We start from the raw sequence: 16,489 nt of genomic DNA, 5'->3' as shown, positions 1-16,489 counted from the left end.
TGCTAAGAGAACGGCCATGACATCGAAGCAATCAAGTTCACCCCATGCCCGCGGCGCCTGTCCGACCTTGGCAAAGCCCATGGCGGTTGCCGATGGCCTGCTGGTGAGATTTCGACCCGTGGCGGAAGGCTTTACGCCAGACCAGCTTGAAGCTCTTGCCAGCAGTGCCAGAGACTACGGCAATGGCCTTATCGAAGTAACGGCGCGAGGCAACGTGCAGGTACGCGGCCTCACGGCTGAAACCGAGCAGAATTTTCGTATGGCGCTGGACGCTGCTGGGATCGAGGCCCAGACCGGGGTGTCGATTGAGATCTCGCCCATAGCGGGCCTTGACCCCAAAGCCGTTCGCGATCCCAGACCGCTTGCGCGGGCAATTCGCCAGGTTTGCGATGCCACATTGGAAAAGGGACCGCTCTCTCCCAAACTGTCTATCGTTATTGTCAGCGGCGGACAGTTGCTGCTCGACGGGCTCAAGGCCGATATACGCCTGATCGCCCGGCATGATTGCTGGATACTCGAAGTGGGCGGCGAAACCATTGGCGCTCTGGCCGAAGCGCAAGCAGCCGAAGCCGTCGGTCTCATATTGGCGATGTTGCAGGATGAAGGCCCAAGCAGTCGCGGCATGGATTTGCAGCTTGGCCGCATTCGCGCACAACTTCCGTTCGTGGATGCACGACCGCTGACGCTGACCCGCCCAGCCAGCTATGTCCTGGGTCCGATCAGCCTAACGGATGGTGGCGTTGCCTTGCGGATCGGACTACCATTCGGTCAGGTCAAGTCCGCCCAATTGTTCGCATTGGCTCGATCCATGCGGCAATATGGCGTGGTCGATGCCCGCCCCGCCCCGGATCGCACGCTCGCGCTGACCGGCTTTGATTCCAGCGCCATGCAGGCCCTATCTCCAGCGCTTGCAGCACACGGTTTCTGGACCCGGCAGGATGTTGGCGCCTCCCGTCTGACGCTCTGTTCCGGCGCGGAGAAAAGCGAAATAGGTATTATTCAAGCCGCCGAACTGGCAATGGCCCTGTTTGCGGTGGCGCCGGATTTGATAGATGGTTCGTTTCATATCCATGTTTCCACCTGTGCCAAGGGATGCCCACATGCTGGCCGTCCGGGCATTATGCTGTGCGGTAACGCGTTGACCCACTATCGCGGCGCGACACAAAAGCCATTTGCAAGCCTTGATCCTGGGGCTATGGAAGCCTCTATCGTTGATCTGGCAGCCCGAATCCGAGAAACACGGCGGCCCGAAGACAGCACGCTGGAGAGCCTTGACCGGCTGGGGCATGAATGAACACATATGACTATATCCGTGACGGCGCGGAAATTTATCGGCAGTCCTTTGCCACCATCCGCGCCGAAGCCGATCTCTCCCGCTTCAGTGCAGAGGAAGCGGATGTGGCTGTGCGGATGATTCATGCCTGTGGCATGGTAGATGCCGCGCAGTATTTCCGTTTCTCGCCCGATTTCGTGCAAGCGGCCCGCGCCGCTCTTGCTGCCGGAGCGCCGATTTTCACCGATGCCGAAATGGTGGCGCGCGGCGTCACCCGCTCTCGCCTGCCAGCCAATAACGAAGTGATTTGCGAGTTGCGCAATCCTGAGACCCCGCATCTGGCGGCAGATTACGGCAATACCCGCTCTGCGGCTGCGATTCACATCTGGCTGCCGCGTCTGGCCGGTTCGGTGGTGGCCATCGGCAATGCACCGACCGCACTTTTCCATCTTCTCGAACTCCTGCGTGACGGCGCACCAAAGCCTGCCGCGATCATAGGAATGCCTGTCGGTTTCGTGGGCGCTGCTGAGTCAAAACAGGCACTTGGCGAGAATTCTTATGGCATTCCTTTCGCCATTGTCGAAGGTCGACTTGGCGGTAGCGCGATGACCGCCGCTGCGCTCAACGCCCTTGCAAGGCCGGGCATATGAGCACGCCATCAAAGGGACGGCTGATTGGCGTTGGTACCGGCCCCGGTGACCCCGAACTTCTGACACTGAAAGCTGTCCGTGCTCTGCTCGATGCGGATGTGATTGCGCATTTTCTCAAGCGGGGCCGCAATGGCAACGCGCGCACTATCGTTACGCCGCATTGGCAGGAGACGGCAATCGAACTGCCTTTGGCCTATCCGGTGACAACCGAAATTCATCGCCATGATGGTGCCTATAAGGCTCAGATCGCCGCGTTTTTCGAACAGTCGGCAAGCCAGATTGCGGCCCATCTCGATCAGGGCCGTACGGTTGCCGTGCTGTCGGAAGGCGACCCCTTCTTTTATGGCTCCTACATGCACATTCATGTGCGGCTTGCGCCATTCTATAAAACGGAAGTCATTCCCGGTATCACCAGCCTTTCGGGGTGCTGGTCGCAGGCCGGTGTGCCACTAATGCAGGGCGATGATGTCTTTACCGTGCTGCCCGGTACGCTATCGCGGGAGGATCTTGCCCAGCGTCTTGCGACGGCAGACAGCGCCGTTATCATGAAGGTTGGTGGCAACCTGCCCAAGATACGGCAAGCGCTAAGCGATGCAGGCAAGCTCGACACGGCGATCTATGTCGAGCGCGGCACGATGGAAAACGCGCTTGTCCTGCGCCTTTCGGAGCGCGATGACAGCCCTGCCCCTTACTTCAGCCAGGTGTTGGTGCCCGGCTGGACGGGGCGGCCATGAGCGGGCGGCTTTATGTCGTGGGACTGGGACCGGGCAACCCGGACCAGATGACGCCCGAAGCGCGCGCTGCCGTGGACGATGCGACGCATTTTTTCGGCTATAAGCCCTATCTCGACCGGCTCGCTTTGCGAGAGGATCAGATTACCGTTCCCTCGGACAATCGCGAGGAGCTTGCCCGTGCTGCCGCCGCGCTTGACCATGCCGCCGAAGGCAAAAGCGTTTGCATGATTTCCGGTGGCGATCCGGGCGTTTTTGCCATGGCGGCTGCTGTATGCGAGGCCATCGATAACGGCCCGGATACATGGAAGTCGGTCGATCTCACAATCGTGCCGGGCCTCACGGCCATGCTGGCGGTTGCTGCACGGGTTGGTGCGCCGCTCGGCAACGACTTTTGCGCTATTTCACTCTCGGACAATCTCAAGCCCTGGTTTTTGATCGAGCATCGCATTCGCGCTGCCGCCGAGGCCGGGTTCGTCATGGCGTTTTACAACCCTATCAGCAAGGCGCGCCCTTGGCAGTTGGGCAAGACGTTTGAGATTTTGCGCACGCAATTGCCTGGGGAAACCCTCGTGATTTTTGGTCGTGCGGCGGGACGCGAGGATGAAAAGATTGCAGTCGTGCCCTTGGGAAAGGCCGAGCCAGAAATGGCAGACATGGCAACGTGCGTGATCGTCGGCACGCCGGAAACCCGCGCCATTGACCGGGACGACCGCCCTGCCCTTATCTACACGCCTCGATATGTGCGCGAGGATGGCAATGACTGAACCCTGGCTCACGATTGTCGGTATCGGCGAAGATGGTCTGGACGGCATCACAGGAACGGCCAAGACCCATATCGGCAAGGCCGAGATCGTTTTCGGTGGCGAGCGGCATTTACGGCTGGCCAAAGGGCTTGGCATGGCCGAACAGCGGCGCTGGCAAAGTCCGCTTTCAACGTCGATCGAGGAGTTGATGCGGCTGCGGGGCCGCAAGCAGGTCTGCATTCTGGCAAGCGGCGATCCGTTCTTTTATGGAATCGGCTCGACGCTTGCCGAAAAGATTCCGGCTACCGAGATGCGAATTTATCCCGCGCCATCCGCTTTCTCGCTTGCCGGAGCCAAGATCGGTTGGCCGTTGCAGGACGTGACAATGATTTCACTGCACGGCCGACCGGTAGAGCTTGTACGTCCGCATCTCCATCCGGGGCGCAAAATCCTCGCGCTGACATCGGACGAGAACGGCCCTGCGGAAATCGCTTCCTATTTGACCGAACACGGTTTCGGCCCGAGCCGGTTGACGGTCTTGGAGGCCCTGGGTGGGCCCGATGAACGTGTCCGTCAGACGGAGGCCGCGCGTCTCGATTGCGAAAACGTGAGTCGGATCAATATTCTGGGAATCGAACCTCGCGCGATGCCTGATGCGCTTGTGATCTCTTATGCACCGGGCCTGCCCGATAGTGCATTCGAGCATGACGGACAGATCACCAAGCGCGAAATTCGCGCGCTGACGATCTCGGCGCTCGCACCGGCCTCGGGGCAATTGCTCTGGGACATTGGTGCTGGCTCCGGTTCGGTCGGTATCGAGTGGATGTTGATGCACCCCTCGCTTTCGGCAATCGCAATTGAACCGGAAGCAAAGCGCCTTAACCGCATTGCCGAAAATGCCGCCGCGCTCGGCGTGCCCGGTCTGCAATTGTGCGCCGGTGCTGCACCTGCGGCACTGGATGGATTGGCTACGCCCGACGCGGTCTTTATCGGCGGCGGCGGCACTGATGATGGCGTTGTGGATACCGCCATCAAGGCGCTTAAGCCCGGCGGGCGGCTGGTCGCCAATGCTGTCACGACCGAAATGGAAACGCTGCTTTCGGTGCTTTATGGCGAATTAGGCGGGCGGTTGACCCGCGTCCAAATCGCGCGCGCCGAACCCTTGGGCCAGATGCACGGTTGGCGCCCGGCCATGCCCATCACCCAATGGGTGTGGATTAAGCCTAGAGATGCGACATGACAGTGCATTTTATCGGCGCAGGCCCCGGCGCCGCCGATCTCATCACTGTACGCGGTCGCGACCTTCTGGCGCGCTGCCCCGTCTGCCTTTACGCGGGCTCGATCGTGCCCCGAGAAATGCTTGACTGGTGCATGGACGGCGCGAGGCTCATTGATACAGCACCGCTTTCACTCGATGAAATCGAGGCCGAATATGCTGAGGCTCACAAGGCCGGGCATGATGTGGCGCGACTTCATTCGGGCGATCTTTCGGTCTGGAGCGCCGTTGCCGAACAGATCAGACGGCTGGAAAAGCACAATATCCCCTATACGCTGACGCCTGGTGTCCCAGCCTTCGCTGCTGCTGCTGCCGCGCTCGGGCAGGAGTTGACCAAACCGGCACTGGCGCAAAGCCTCGTTCTGACTCGCGTTTCGGGCCGCGCTTCGCCCATGCCGGACGGTGAAACACTGGCGCAGTTCGGCGCAAGCGGCGCGACGCTCGCCATCCATCTTGCGATCCATGCACTCGACCAGATCGTTGCCGAACTGACCCCGCTTTATGGCGCGGACTGCCCGGTGGCGATCGTCGCCTGGGCCAGTTGGGACAAGGAGCGTATCGTTCGCGGCACGCTGGCCGATATTTTTGCAAAGATCTCTAACGAGCCGATTGAACGCACTGCAATCATTTTTGTCGGGCGTACGCTCGATGCTGAAAACTTCCGCGAAAGCGCGCTATACGATCCCGATTATCAGCGACGGTTTCGCGGTCGCGATTGAACAAAACTGACCGCCAAATCTTGATCTTGCAGCATTGGTCGTCCCATCATCGGCCAATGGTCCGCTAACAGATCAGGAGAAAGCACAATGGCCGTTACCCCCGAACAACCCAAGCTAGGCATCAAGGCGCCCGACTTCGCGCTGCCTGCCACCGACGGCGAGACCTACGCACTGGCCGACGTCATGGGCGAAAAAGGTGGCGTCGTGGTCTTCATCTGCAACCATTGCCCTTATGTCAAAGCGATCACGGACCGGCTCGTTGCCGCTGCCGACACCTTGCGCGCCGAAGGGATCGGTTTTGCTGCGATCTGCTCCAACGATGCCTCCACCCATCCGCAGGATTCGTTTGAGAACATGAAGCATTTCGCCCGCGAGCGCGGCTTCACATTCCCTTACCTGCATGATGAAAGCCAGGATGTAGCCAGGGCCTATGAAGCGGTCTGCACACCCGACTTCTATGGGCTCAACGCACAAGGCGAAATCCAGTATCGCGGACGGCTCGATGAGGGCCGCAAGGATCCACCGCCCGCCGGTGCCAGAAACGAGCTTGTCGAAGCCATGCTTGAGATCGCCGCTACGGGACACGGCCCGGACGAGCAACTTGCCTCGATGGGCTGCGGCATCAAGTGGAAGGCCGCCTGATCGTATTGGTCACGCCATCAGATTATGGCGTGACGCACCTTTGCCGAGACCCATTCCGAAACCACGACCGTTACCAGGATGAGCGCAAAGATCACGGTGATTTGGCTCCAGGCCAGCGTGTTGAGCGAGCTTTGCAATTGAGCGCCGATTCCGCCAGCACCGACCAACCCCAGAATAGTGGATTCCCGGATATTGATATCCCAGCGGAACACGGAAATCCCGGCAAAAGCCGGAAGGACCTGCGGAACAATGGCATAATCCATAACCTGCATCGATCCTGCACCCGTGGCGCGTACCGCCTCGACCTGCGTTTCATCGATTTCTTCAATCGCCTCGTAAAGCAACTTGCCGATAAACCCGATTGAACGCAGGGCAATAGCCAGAATACCGGCCAGCAAACCCGGTCCCAATATGGTAACGAGCAGCAGAGCCCAGATCAGGGAGTTGATCGAGCGCGATGCAACGATGACAAAAAGGGCAATCGGGCGCACGATAACAGCGCTCGGGGTTGTGTTGCGCGCAGCAAGGAAGGCCACTGGCACGGCAACGATGATGCCTAGCAAGGTGCCAAGAGTTGCAATGTTGATGGTGTCCCAGAGCGGAATCCATAGCCGTTCCATATAGGACCAGCGCGGCGGCCATGATCGATTAAGCAGATCGGCGGCCTGACGCGGAGCATCGGACACAAAGGACCACATGGTCCCCCTGTTCATCACGTCCCAGCAATACATGAACAAGGCGACGAGGACGATCCAGCCAAGCCAGCCGAGCCATTGCTCGCGCGTTGTGCGGCGCTGCCAGATTTTTCCGGTTTCGGTTTGCGTCACTGGCATTACTGCACCCACTTGCGGATATGGCTGGAGCTGTACTCGGCCGCCATTACCAGAAGGATGATAATGAGCAGAATGGCGCCGGCAGTGTCATAGTCGTAGCGGCTCATCGACGTGTTGAGCGTCGCGCCGATGCCCCCGGCCCCCACGATGCCGATCACAGCCGATTCACGGAAATTGATGTCGAGACGATAGACTGAAAGCCCGATCAGGCGCGGCATGACCTGCGGCTGGATTGCATAGTTGATCAACTGAAACCAGCTTGCACCTGTCGCACGTATTGCCTCTGACTGGCTTTCATCGATGTCCTCGATATCCTCGGCCAGCAGTTTTGAGAGAAACCCGATGGTCGCGAACGAGAGTGTGAGGAAGCCTGCAAATGGCCCAAAGCCGAACATCGCAACAAAGAGAATCGCAATGACGATTTCCTGAAATGCACGGGAAATCGCGATAATCGATCGGCAGACCATATAGACAAATGGCGGAGCGATATTGCGTGCCGCACCGATGCCGATAGGCACCGAGATCAGAACGCCGACCACGGTGGCCGTAAAGGTCATCGTCAGGCTTTCGATCAACCCGTTCCAGATATCGCGACCGCGGGTGGTGAAATCGGGTTGAATGAAACCGGAGATGAACCGACCGGCGCGCTCGGTACCTTCCGCAACGCGCACCCAATTGATGTTGAGCGTTCCAAGCGCAAGAACGAGATAGACAAGGGCCGCCCCATAGATGAAATAGCGCAGGGCTTTTGATTGGAAAAAGAGCGGAGGCCGCTTCCATTTGCGCCCCGCAACGGGTGCCGTGGCGCTCATGCGGGCACCTCCGCCATGCGCTGTTCGCGCGCCGCCTCGAACGCAGCAACATTGGCCGCGTCGGCCGCGTCTTCATCTGCAGTTTTACGCATTGCGTTCCAGTCCTCATCGCCATAAATGCGAGTGAGCACATCATTGGTCAGAGCATCCGGCTTGCCGTCGAATACAACCTCGCCAGCACGCAGGCCGATGATCCGGTCAACAAACATCTGCGCGAGATTGACGTCGTGAATATTGATAATTGCCGGTAGATTGCGTTCCGCACAAATTTCGCAGATCAGGCGCATGATCTGACGAGAAGTCTTGGGGTCAAGCGAGGCCGTAGGCTCATCGATCAGAAGCAGTTCGGGGTCCTGCTCAAGCGCGCGCGCAATGCCAACCCGCTGACGCTGGCCGCCTGAAAGCGCATCGGCGCGCTTGTCCACATGATCGGAAAGGCCGACGCGATCCAGCAGTGCAAAGGCCTTGTCGACGTCAGCCTGAGGGAAGCGGCGGGTGAACGAGCGCCAGAACGGCACATAGCCGAGACGACCGGACAGCACATTTTCCATAACGGTCAGGCGTTCAACAAGAGCATATTCCTGGAAGATCATGCCGATGCGGCGGCGCACCTGACGCAACTCTCCGCGGTTCATGCTAGCGATGTCTATTTCGCCCAGCAGTATTTTACCGCCGGTGGGTTCGACCAGCCTGTTGATGCAGCGGATGAGCGAAGATTTCCCGGCGCCCGAAGGACCGATCAGCCCCACGACCTGGCCCGGCTCAATTGCAAAACTCACGCCCTTGAGCGCATGATCGCCGGTCTTGTAACGCTTCTCGAGAGCTTCAATCCGCAGCATGATAATGTCCCTCCTGTAGGACAGGAACGCTGCAAAACGCAGCGCCCCTGCTAGAAGTTAGCCGTGGCACCAATTACTGGCACTCGTAGGTCACGCCCATTGCTTCGTCGATCTGGCGGATAACCGACCAGTTTTCCTGAAACGTGATGGGAATAAACTGCTCTTCGCCGGATCTGCCGAATTCCTCAGCCATCGAAGTGCCTTCCCATTCGAAGGTGAAGAACGCTTCCTGAACCTTTTCCTGCAATTCGGGATGCAGGTTGTAAACAGTACCGTAACCTGTCGTGGGGAACGTGTCGGACTGATAGATTGTGACGATATCGTCCGGAAAAACCACGTTACGCTCTACCATGCGCGTCATGACCGAGTTGGCAATTGCGGCCGCGTCATAATCGCGATTGGCAACGCCAAGGATCGAATTGTCGTGCGCGCCCGAAAAAGCCGGAGTGTAGTCGACATCAACAAACAGGCCGTATTCGGCTTCGAGCAGGGCCTGCGGAGCCTTAAAGCCCGAGTTCGACGTCTCCGCGGTAAAGGCCATTGTGCGACCGGCGATGTCTTCCACGGTCTCGATACCCGAACCGGGATAGGTGATGAATTCCATTTCATAGCCGAAGGATCCGTCAAGGCTGGCCATCATAGCGAAGGGACGGAAACCGGCACAGGCTACGGCAATCGGGTTGGAACCCGTGTTGAAACCGGCCACATGCAAACGCCCGGCGCGCATGGCTTCGAGCTGAGCGGCGTTGGACTGGACGGGGAAGAACTGAACGTTCTTGCCGGTCACTTCCGCCATGTGGTCGAGGAATGGCTGCCAGACTTCGGCATAGACGGCAGGATCTTCGACCGGCGTATAAGCGAATATAAGTGTATCGGGATCGACCCATTCAGACTCGTCGGTCGGTATATCGGCTACAAGGTCGCCATCGTTGTCGACGAAGCGAGGGTCGAGTTCAAATGCGGCCAGGGGCGCCGCGACAGAAACGGCAAATGCCGCGACAGTGCTCAACAACAGATTTGTGGTCCTAGTCATGGGTTGCGATCCTTTGTAGAGGGGTGGACTCAAAGACCGAACTGCAAGACCATTCCGATATTACAGTTGGATGTCGTGTGTGCGACGGTTCCATGAAATTGTCTGATCAATTGGCAACCATGGAAAGTTGGAGGAAACGCTACCCAGTTTTACGGGCAAATTCGCTCGGAGGGCCTATGCCGATGCGCTAATCGAGTTGCGATTTCCCAAGTGCCGCACTACCGGTAAGCTACAAAAAAGCATCCTGCCCAAGGAGGAGGAGAAATGCGTTCGCTTGCATTCACGGTTCAGGCCATCGGGGGGCTGAACCGGCTTATCGGTAATATATTCTCCTGGCTGAGTGTCGGGGTCGTCGTTGTCTGCTTTTCCGTGGTCGTCATGCGGTATGGCTTTGGGCGAACCGCGCTCTGGATGCAGGATCTCTATGTATGGATGAGCGGGGCGATGTTCACGGCGGTCGCGGGCTTTGCCCTGTTCCGCAACGATCATGTGCGCGTCGACATCTTTTACCGGCCCGCGTCGCTGCGCTGGAAAGCGATTGCTGACATTATCGGCGTCCTCTTTTTCCTGTTCCCATTCATGTCTGTGGTCATCGTCTGGGGTATTCCCTATGTCCAGCGCTCGTGGCGCTTCATGGAGGCATCGCCCAATCCCGGCGGGATGCCCGGCTACTTCATTCTCAAAAGTTTCATTCTGCTGTTTGCGGTACTGATTACCCTTCAGGGCATTGCCTGGCTTTGCCGCGCCATCCTCGTACTTCGGGACAAGCAGGACCTGCTGCCGGAGCTCTACCGGTATCCCTCAACCGAAGCCGAGGAGTAAGCGTCGATGTCATCGGTTCTTATCGGAGAGATCCTCTCCGGCCTTATGTTTGTCGGCGTGATCGGGTTTTTGCTGCTGGGCTTTCCAGTAGCCTTCACGCTGGCGGGTGTCTCGCTCATCTTCGGGCTGGTCGGTTTCTGGCTCGGGGTGTTCGATCCGTCCAATCTCGGTGCTCTGGCTTCGCGCTATATCGGGTTCATGACCAATGAAGTGCTGGTGGCCGTGCCGCTATTCATCTTCATGGGGGTGATGCTGGAACGCTCGAAGATCGCCGAGCAATTGCTCATGACCATGGGCAAGCTGTTCGGCAACTTGCGTGGCGGCTTGGGCATATCGGTCATTCTCGTTGGTGCCTTATTGGCCGCTTCGACCGGCGTTGTCGGTGCAACCGTGGTCACGATGGGCCTGATCTCGCTGCCCGCCATGCTGCGCGCCAGATACGACCCCAAGCTCGCGAGCGGCGTTATATGCGCCTCTGGAACGCTGGGTCAGATCATTCCACCCTCGACCGTGTTGATCTTCATGGGCGACATGCTCTCCTCGATCAACGCGCAAGTGCAGATGCAGCAGGGCAATTTCGCGCCCACGCCAGTGACGGTGGGCGATTTGTTCGCCGGTGCCTTCATGCCCGGACTGATGCTGGTCGGGCTCTATTTGTGCTGGATGATCTTCAAGGCGATTACCGATCCGGAATCCTGTCCGGCCACCCCGATCCCGCCGGAAGAGCGTAAAGATCTGATGCGCGAAGTGGCCGTGGCATTGGTCCCACCATTGATGCTGATCTTTGCCGTTCTAGGTTCGATCCTGCTGGGCATTGCAACACCTACAGAGGCTGGGTCCGTGGGTGCGGTTGGCGCTACCTTGCTGGCCGCATTGCGCTGGCGGTTAAGCTTCAAGGTGATCCGCCAGGCGGCCATCGCGACGGCCACCATCACATCGATGATCTTCATCATCCTGTTCGGCGCATCGGTCTTCTCGATTGTTTTCCGGCTGATGGGCGGTGACGACCTGGTTCACGAGTTCCTCACCGGACTGCCCGGCGGAGCCGTGGGGGCGATGATTGTTGTGATGTTGCTGATGTTCGTTCTGGGCTTCATCCTCGACACTTTCGAGATCATCTTCATCGTGATCCCGATCACTGCGCCGATCCTTTTGATGCTTGGGGTCGACCCCATCTGGCTGGGGGTCATAATCGGGGTCAATCTGCAGACCAGCTTCCTCACCCCGCCATTCGGCTTCTCGCTGTTCTATCTGCGCGGGGTTGCGCCTAACCGGGTGTCCACGGGCATGATCTATAAGGGCGCGCTGCCGTTTGTCGTGCTACAGATCGTGGCAATCACGTTATTGTTCGTGTTCCCGGACATCGTTACCTGGCTGCCCAGCATTCTCAACCGATAACGTAAAAGCATTTGGGAAAACGCAAGGATTAGCCCCGTAGTCTCTACGGGGCTTTTCTTTGGGGACTGAAATGGAACTGGATAGCAATACGCTCTTTGTGGCCAATACCATTATACTTGTGGTGATGGCACTCGCGTTTCTGTCTGCTCATCTCAGTCGCGAACGCGAGCAATACTGGTTGTCCTGGACCCTCGCCAATATCTCGCTGGCCGCGGCGCTTCTCATCATTATTTTCGAGGCCTCCCTACCACCGTTTGCGGTCGGGACGGGCGCGCATGCGCTCTTGCTCCTGGGATTCGGATTGTGCCTCAAAGCGGCACGGGAGTTTTCGAGGCGTTCGCCGTTGCCCATCCCCACCTATGGGCCCACGCTCTTCTTTGCCGTGTTTTCACTGCTGCCGTTCATCGCTACCCAGCCCGGCTTGGCCTTCACCGTCGTCAATATCCTGCTTGCTGCCGTTACCGCGCTGGTCGCCTACGAGTTCTGGCGCGACCGGGCCGACCGCCTGCCCTCGCGATATGGCATCTGCGCGGCTTATCTGATCATGGCTGGATCATTCGGCATGCGTGCCACACAGGGACTGATCGCAGGCTGGGATTTCGTCGAATATCTGCCACGCGACCAAATCTTGACCCTGCATCTGACCATCGCGCTGGTCCACACCGTCGGCAGTGGCGCCTTCGCCATCTCCATTGCCTATGAGCGCGGCGCCGTTCAGTTGCGTCGTGACGCGCGCAGCGATTCGCTGACAGGATTGCTCAATCGCCGCGCTTTCGAGGAACAGATGCAAGCCGTTTTGGACAAGCCGGAGCAAGATTCCTTTTGCCTGATCCTGCTCGACATCGATCATTTCAAGCACGTGAACGACCAATATGGACATGCTGTGGGAGACGAGGCCTTGCGCGCCTGCGCATGTGTCTTCCGCAAGACATTACGCGCCAACGATGTTGTCGCGCGTATCGGAGGCGAAGAGTTTGCCGCCATGCTGGAAAACATTCGCAGAGAAGAAGCGCTTGTGATTGCAGAGCGTATTCGCAAGGCACTGGGTGATCTTGAAGTTATGACCACCAAAGGGCCAATCAGGATTACCCTTTCAGCTGGCCTCCATTTTTCGAGCAACCGATCCAACTTCGACGCCATTCTTCAGGCCGCCGACGCCGCGCTTTACAGAGCCAAGCGCAATGGACGCAACCGGATCGAAATGGCGACCTAATTGCAAAAAAAAGGCCCGGTGAACCGGGCCTTCTGTGCTCTTGAGATGATCTATCGATCAACTGATCTGGAAGTAGCGCTCGCGGGCCTGAAGGAACGTCAGGTCGTTATCGTCGGTACGTGTCCGCAGGAGGTTGAGCGACTCGATGAAGCTCTCTGCCGTCTTTCTGGTCAGCGCATCGTTGCTTTCGCGCAGTTCGGTCAGAATATCGATTGCGGCATTGGCACCGGCTTCAAGAATTTCCTCGGGGAACTGGCGGATGTTCACGCCGTGATCATTGACCAGCGTCTGGAGTGCGCGCGGATCGTTGGCATAGAAATCCGAGGCTACCTGATCGTATTCCGCCTGACAGACATACTCGACGATTTCCTGAAGGTCCTGAGGCAGATCCATGAACTTGGCCTTGTCAACGACCAGTTCGGTAGCAAGGCCCGGCTCGATAAAGCTGGGGAAGTAATATTCCTTGCAGATCTGATAGAAGCCCAGCGCCAGGTCGTTATAGGGGCCGACAAACTCGGCGGCGTCGAGCGTACCGCTCTGGAGCGCTGCAAAGATTTCGCCCCCGGCAAGGTTGGTTACCGAAGCGCCCATGCGCTCCCAAACCTGCCCGCCAAGACCCGGCGTGCGGAAGCGCAGGCCCTGAATATCGGCAAGACCGGTCAGTTCGTTGCGGAACCAGCCACCAGCCTGAGTGCCTGTATCCCCCGAAAGGAAGCCCTTCAAGCCGAACTGATCGTAGATTTCGTCCCAGATTTCCTGGCCGCCCATATAGCGTACCCAGGCCGCCATTTCGCGGCTGGTCATGCCATAGGGAACCCCGGTGAAAAAGGACAGGCCAGCATTCTTGTTCTGCCAATAATAGGCCGCGCCGTGGCTCATTTCCGCCGAACCGTCAATGACAGCATCAATGGACTGAAGCGCAGGCACCAGTTCGCCAGCGGAAAAGACCTGTACGTTGAGACGACCGCCCGAGGCAGCGGTGATGCGCTGAGCCAGACGGGAGGCGCCGACACCGAGGCCGGGGAAGTTTGCCGGCCATGTCGTGACCATGCGCCAATTATAGGTGTTCTGGGCAATCGCCGGCGCAGCAAGCGCCGTCGTTGCGGCAGCGCCTGCAGTCAGCGTGCCAGCCTTCTTGAAAAAATCGCGTCTCTTCATTCTCAAAGTTCCTCCCCTTGGCGTCTGTTGCGACGCCGGAAACGGTTGATTGCCGCGCTTCGAGAGCAGTCACCGCTTTGATGCGCGTTCAGGAAGCGCCATCCTAGCAAAAAGCCCAGTTTGCCTCTCTTGTCGAGAGGCCGGCCGGAATGCGCTTAATCTTTATATCGAAATTCTACCCATAACTACGCAGATGCGTGTATGTGAAGTTTTGCTAAGTTTGCACTGCTTTGGAGGAGGCAGATTTACATGCAATTGCGCCATCAGATTCTGATCCTGGCAATCGTGCCTCTTATGCTGGCCATTTTGTCGATTACCGCGCTTGTCACCTGGCAATCGACCAATCTTGCACGCGCCAGCATCGCTACCTTTGAGCGTAACATGCTGCAGGCCAAGCAGGACGAATTGCTCAATCTGACAAATCTCGCGCTTTCGGCAATTAACGAGATCTATGTCAATGCGGGGCCCGACGACGAGCAGGCCAAGGAACAGGTGCGTGCCATCCTGACTGCGCTCGATTACGGAGAAGACGGCTATTTCTTTGCCTATGACTATGACGGGTACAATATCGTTCATCCCCGGCAGACATTCCGGCCAGGATTGAACTGGATGGATCTGACAGATCCGGACGGCGACAAGGTCATCTACAATCTGATCGAGAAGGCGAAGCAAGGTGGCGGCCTGCACTATTACAAATGGGACAAGCCGTCCGAGGGGGTGACTGCCGACAAGCTCTCGTTCGCGGTTGGGCTGGATAAATGGCGATGGATGCTTGGCACAGGGGTTTATCTCGATGACGTCTATGCCCAGACCGCTGCGGCGCATGAAGACCTGCGCAATACGATCAATTCGACCTTCTTGACCGTTGTGCTTATTGCAGTGCCTGCCATCCTCATCGTTTTCGCAAGCTGGATGTTCTTGAACCTGCACGAACGCCGCCTGGCGGATCACAAGCTCAAGGAACTCACTCAGCGCATTATCGATACTCAGGAAGAGGAGCGCAGCCGTATCGCCCGCGAACTGCATGACGGCATTTCCCAGATCCTGATCGGGGTGCGCTATGCCATCGATCTGGCCCGCCGCAAAGTCCACAGCGGCGGCGATGAAGCCTATGACGCCATAGACAAGGGTGCCAATGCGCTTAACGGCGCGATCAAGGAAGTCCGGCGGCTTTCGCACGACCTGCGCCCCGGCGCGCTGGACGATCTTGGCCTGTCAGCGGCCATTGAGGCACTGACTAACAATTTCTCCGAACGCACCGGCATCGAAGTCTCCCTTGAAACCGTTGCCTTCAAGAATGTGCTGCTGCCGGAGGCCAAGACGGCGCTCTACCGCGTCGCGCAGGAGGCGCTCAACAATATCGAGCGCCATGCGAATGCCACCGCGGTGTCGATCCGGCTTCTTGCGCCCAAGGGCCGGGTTCAGATGATCGTTTCGGACAATGGGCAGGGGTTTAACCGTCGACCTGGCAAGAAGGGCGAAGGCCTGCATGGCGGCATGGGGCTGCGTAACATGCAGGAACGCATGGCCCATTTCGGCGGCCAGATGCTGGTGGAAACATCCGGCCAAGGCACGACCCTGCGCGCCACCATGCCCAAATCCGTCCTTATCAAGCAGCAGAGTGTCGCGGACGCAGCATGACAGACAAACCGATTGTCAAAGTTCTTCTGGTGGACAACCATCCGCTGGTTCTCGATGGTCTCCGGGCCATTCTTGAAACCTACGAGCATATCAAGGTCGTCGGTGCCGCTTCCCTTGCGCGCCCTGCATTGGAAATCGCCAAGGCCGAACGCCCCGATGTCGTTCTGATGGACATCAACATGCCCGAAATGAACGGGCTCGATGCCATCGAATTGTTCAAGGAACAGACCCCATCGACCAGACTTCTGATGCTCTCGATGCATGACAGCCGGGAATACATCTCCACATCCGTCATGTATGGCGCTTCGGGCTATGTGCTAAAGGATGTCTCCACCGACGAAATTGTGGAAGCGATCGATACGGTTGCCGCGGGTGGCACATATTTCTCCTCGGGCGTATCCGAAGTCCTGCTCGAAAGCCGTGACAAGGGCCAGAAGGGCCGGACATTGACGACCCGCGAGCAGGCCATCCTGCTTCTCATTGCCGCCGGCAAGAGCAACAAGGATGTCGCCGCAACCCTCGACATTTCTGCCCGTACCGTCGAAACGCATCGCAAGAACATCAAGAAGAAGCTCGGTATTGCAACTACAGCGGGCCTGACCCGCTATGCCATTGAGAACGGGTTGATCGGCAACGACCCTTGAACGCGCTGCTCACGCCCCGTCAATTCTGCGTGCCTATGCCTCAAACCCCTTGGCCCCGC

17 protein-coding genes are annotated in these 16,489 nt (G+C 58.2%); 12 read left to right on the top strand and 5 right to left on the bottom strand.

Translation table 11 applies throughout. The features are described 5' to 3' along the window. Nucleotides 1-16 precede the first annotated feature (16 nt). The 7 genes from EO133_RS19175 to EO133_RS19145 all read left to right on the top strand — a co-directional run bounded on the left by EO133_RS19175 (nt 17) and on the right by EO133_RS19145 (nt 6,037). On the top strand, nt 17-1,294 hold the full coding sequence (locus EO133_RS19175; RefSeq protein WP_164735105.1) for a hypothetical protein: 1,278 nt from the start codon (nt 17-19) through the stop codon (nt 1,292-1,294). Then, nucleotides 1,291-1,923, top strand: coding sequence for a precorrin-8X methylmutase (locus EO133_RS19170; RefSeq protein ID WP_127074256.1), 633 nt, complete (start codon nt 1,291-1,293; stop codon nt 1,921-1,923). The genes EO133_RS19175 and EO133_RS19170 overlap by 4 nt, the downstream gene beginning before the upstream one ends. Beyond that, nucleotides 1,920-2,657 carry a precorrin-2 C(20)-methyltransferase gene (locus EO133_RS19165; protein ID WP_127074255.1) on the top strand — a complete coding sequence of 246 codons (738 nt, stop codon included), beginning with the start codon at nt 1,920-1,922 and terminating at the stop codon, nt 2,655-2,657. The genes EO133_RS19170 and EO133_RS19165 overlap by 4 nt, the downstream gene beginning before the upstream one ends. Next, complete coding sequence (locus tag EO133_RS19160; protein WP_127074254.1) at nt 2,654-3,421, top strand: precorrin-3B C(17)-methyltransferase; 768 nt, start codon at nt 2,654-2,656, stop codon at nt 3,419-3,421. The genes EO133_RS19165 and EO133_RS19160 overlap by 4 nt, the downstream gene beginning before the upstream one ends. Further along, nucleotides 3,414-4,640 (top strand): precorrin-6y C5,15-methyltransferase (decarboxylating) subunit CbiE, encoded by a 1,227-nt coding sequence (gene cbiE / locus EO133_RS19155; RefSeq protein WP_127074253.1) that lies wholly within the window; start codon nt 3,414-3,416, stop codon nt 4,638-4,640. The genes EO133_RS19160 and cbiE overlap by 8 nt, the downstream gene beginning before the upstream one ends. Continuing rightward, on the top strand, nt 4,637-5,395 hold the full coding sequence (gene cobM / locus EO133_RS19150) for a precorrin-4 C(11)-methyltransferase (RefSeq protein ID WP_127074252.1): 759 nt from the start codon (nt 4,637-4,639) through the stop codon (nt 5,393-5,395). Before cbiE ends, cobM begins: the two co-directional genes overlap by 4 nt. Nucleotides 5,396-5,482: 87 nt before the next feature. Continuing rightward, nucleotides 5,483-6,037 carry a thioredoxin family protein gene (locus tag EO133_RS19145; RefSeq protein WP_127074251.1) on the top strand — a complete coding sequence of 185 codons (555 nt, stop codon included), beginning with the start codon at nt 5,483-5,485 and terminating at the stop codon, nt 6,035-6,037. A gap of 17 nt (nt 6,038-6,054) precedes the next feature. On the opposite strand, the gene phnE (EO133_RS19140) is transcribed toward EO133_RS19145, so the two are convergent. The 4 genes from phnE (EO133_RS19140) to phnD form a co-directional block, all read right to left on the bottom strand. Beyond that, nucleotides 6,055-6,870, bottom strand: a complete 816-nt coding sequence (gene phnE / locus EO133_RS19140) for a phosphonate ABC transporter, permease protein PhnE (protein WP_127074250.1) — start codon at nt 6,868-6,870, stop codon at nt 6,055-6,057. Next, nucleotides 6,870-7,682 carry a phosphonate ABC transporter, permease protein PhnE gene (gene phnE, locus EO133_RS19135; protein ID WP_127074249.1) on the bottom strand — a complete coding sequence of 271 codons (813 nt, stop codon included), beginning with the start codon at nt 7,680-7,682 and terminating at the stop codon, nt 6,870-6,872. The genes phnE (EO133_RS19140) and phnE (EO133_RS19135) overlap by 1 nt, the downstream gene beginning before the upstream one ends. Next, the gene (phnC, locus tag EO133_RS19130) at nt 7,679-8,521 is read right to left on the bottom strand and encodes a phosphonate ABC transporter ATP-binding protein (protein ID WP_127074248.1); all 843 of its coding nucleotides are present in this window, start codon (nt 8,519-8,521) and stop codon (nt 7,679-7,681) included. The genes phnE (EO133_RS19135) and phnC overlap by 4 nt, the downstream gene beginning before the upstream one ends. Nucleotides 8,522-8,594: 73 nt before the next feature. Next, nucleotides 8,595-9,554 carry a phosphate/phosphite/phosphonate ABC transporter substrate-binding protein gene (gene phnD / locus EO133_RS19125; RefSeq protein WP_127074247.1) on the bottom strand — a complete coding sequence of 320 codons (960 nt, stop codon included), beginning with the start codon at nt 9,552-9,554 and terminating at the stop codon, nt 8,595-8,597. A gap of 264 nt (nt 9,555-9,818) precedes the next feature. On the opposite strand from phnD, the gene EO133_RS19120 reads away from it, so the two are divergent. The 3 genes from EO133_RS19120 (at nt 9,819) to EO133_RS19110 (ending at nt 12,987) form a co-directional block, all read left to right on the top strand. Next, the gene (locus EO133_RS19120; RefSeq protein ID WP_127074246.1) at nt 9,819-10,376 is read left to right on the top strand and encodes a TRAP transporter small permease subunit; all 558 of its coding nucleotides are present in this window, start codon (nt 9,819-9,821) and stop codon (nt 10,374-10,376) included. Nucleotides 10,377-10,382: 6 nt separating this feature from the next. After that, nucleotides 10,383-11,774, top strand: a complete 1,392-nt coding sequence (locus tag EO133_RS19115) for a TRAP transporter large permease (RefSeq protein WP_127074245.1) — start codon at nt 10,383-10,385, stop codon at nt 11,772-11,774. A 70-nt stretch (nt 11,775-11,844) separates the two neighbouring features. Beyond that, nucleotides 11,845-12,987, top strand: coding sequence for a GGDEF domain-containing protein (locus EO133_RS19110; protein ID WP_127074244.1), 1,143 nt, complete (start codon nt 11,845-11,847; stop codon nt 12,985-12,987). Between the two features lie 57 nt (nt 12,988-13,044). Here EO133_RS19110 and EO133_RS19105 read toward each other — a convergent pair whose 3' ends face one another. Beyond that, nucleotides 13,045-14,145, bottom strand: a complete 1,101-nt coding sequence (locus tag EO133_RS19105) for a TRAP transporter substrate-binding protein (protein ID WP_127074243.1) — start codon at nt 14,143-14,145, stop codon at nt 13,045-13,047. A gap of 249 nt (nt 14,146-14,394) precedes the next feature. Between EO133_RS19105 and mctS the strand changes: the two genes are divergently transcribed. Next, nucleotides 14,395-15,786, top strand: coding sequence for a two-component system sensor histidine kinase MctS (gene mctS, locus EO133_RS19100; RefSeq protein ID WP_127074242.1), 1,392 nt, complete (start codon nt 14,395-14,397; stop codon nt 15,784-15,786). Next, entirely contained in the window at nt 15,783-16,430 is a 648-nt protein-coding gene (gene mctR / locus EO133_RS19095) for a two-component system response regulator MctR (protein WP_127074241.1), read from the top strand. The genes mctS and mctR overlap by 4 nt, the downstream gene beginning before the upstream one ends. The last annotated feature ends 59 nt before the right edge of the window (nt 16,431-16,489 follow it).

The organism is Pelagibacterium lentulum (assembly GCF_003992625.1).
In the GTDB taxonomy this organism is placed as follows: Bacteria; Pseudomonadota; Alphaproteobacteria; order Rhizobiales; family Devosiaceae; genus Pelagibacterium; species Pelagibacterium lentulum.
This window is presented reverse-complemented; position numbering and strand designations above follow the sequence as displayed.

What these genes read in the sequence shown, in the direction of transcription:
- mctS (WP_127074242.1), top strand. Translation starts at nt 14,395, where the DNA reads ATGCAATTGCGCCATCAGATTCTGATCCTGGCAATCGTGCCTCTTATG.
- phnD (WP_127074247.1), bottom strand. Translation starts at nt 9,554, where the DNA reads ATGACTAGGACCACAAATCTGTTGTTGAGCACTGTCGCGGCATTTGCC.
- cobM (WP_127074252.1), top strand. Translation starts at nt 4,637, where the DNA reads ATGACAGTGCATTTTATCGGCGCAGGCCCCGGCGCCGCCGATCTCATC.
- phnE (WP_127074249.1), bottom strand. Translation starts at nt 7,682, where the DNA reads ATGAGCGCCACGGCACCCGTTGCGGGGCGCAAATGGAAGCGGCCTCCG.
- EO133_RS19120 (WP_127074246.1), top strand. Translation starts at nt 9,819, where the DNA reads ATGCGTTCGCTTGCATTCACGGTTCAGGCCATCGGGGGGCTGAACCGG.
- EO133_RS19145 (WP_127074251.1), top strand. Translation starts at nt 5,483, where the DNA reads ATGGCCGTTACCCCCGAACAACCCAAGCTAGGCATCAAGGCGCCCGAC.
- EO133_RS19165 (WP_127074255.1), top strand. Translation starts at nt 1,920, where the DNA reads ATGAGCACGCCATCAAAGGGACGGCTGATTGGCGTTGGTACCGGCCCC.
- EO133_RS19175 (WP_164735105.1), top strand. Translation starts at nt 17, where the DNA reads ATGACATCGAAGCAATCAAGTTCACCCCATGCCCGCGGCGCCTGTCCG.
- mctR (WP_127074241.1), top strand. Translation starts at nt 15,783, where the DNA reads ATGACAGACAAACCGATTGTCAAAGTTCTTCTGGTGGACAACCATCCG.
- cbiE (WP_127074253.1), top strand. Translation starts at nt 3,414, where the DNA reads ATGACTGAACCCTGGCTCACGATTGTCGGTATCGGCGAAGATGGTCTG.
- phnE (WP_127074250.1), bottom strand. Translation starts at nt 6,870, where the DNA reads ATGCCAGTGACGCAAACCGAAACCGGAAAAATCTGGCAGCGCCGCACA.
- EO133_RS19115 (WP_127074245.1), top strand. Translation starts at nt 10,383, where the DNA reads ATGTCATCGGTTCTTATCGGAGAGATCCTCTCCGGCCTTATGTTTGTC.
- EO133_RS19105 (WP_127074243.1), bottom strand. Translation starts at nt 14,145, where the DNA reads ATGAAGAGACGCGATTTTTTCAAGAAGGCTGGCACGCTGACTGCAGGC.
- phnC (WP_127074248.1), bottom strand. Translation starts at nt 8,521, where the DNA reads ATGCTGCGGATTGAAGCTCTCGAGAAGCGTTACAAGACCGGCGATCAT.
- EO133_RS19160 (WP_127074254.1), top strand. Translation starts at nt 2,654, where the DNA reads ATGAGCGGGCGGCTTTATGTCGTGGGACTGGGACCGGGCAACCCGGAC.
- EO133_RS19110 (WP_127074244.1), top strand. Translation starts at nt 11,845, where the DNA reads ATGGAACTGGATAGCAATACGCTCTTTGTGGCCAATACCATTATACTT.
- EO133_RS19170 (WP_127074256.1), top strand. Translation starts at nt 1,291, where the DNA reads ATGAACACATATGACTATATCCGTGACGGCGCGGAAATTTATCGGCAG.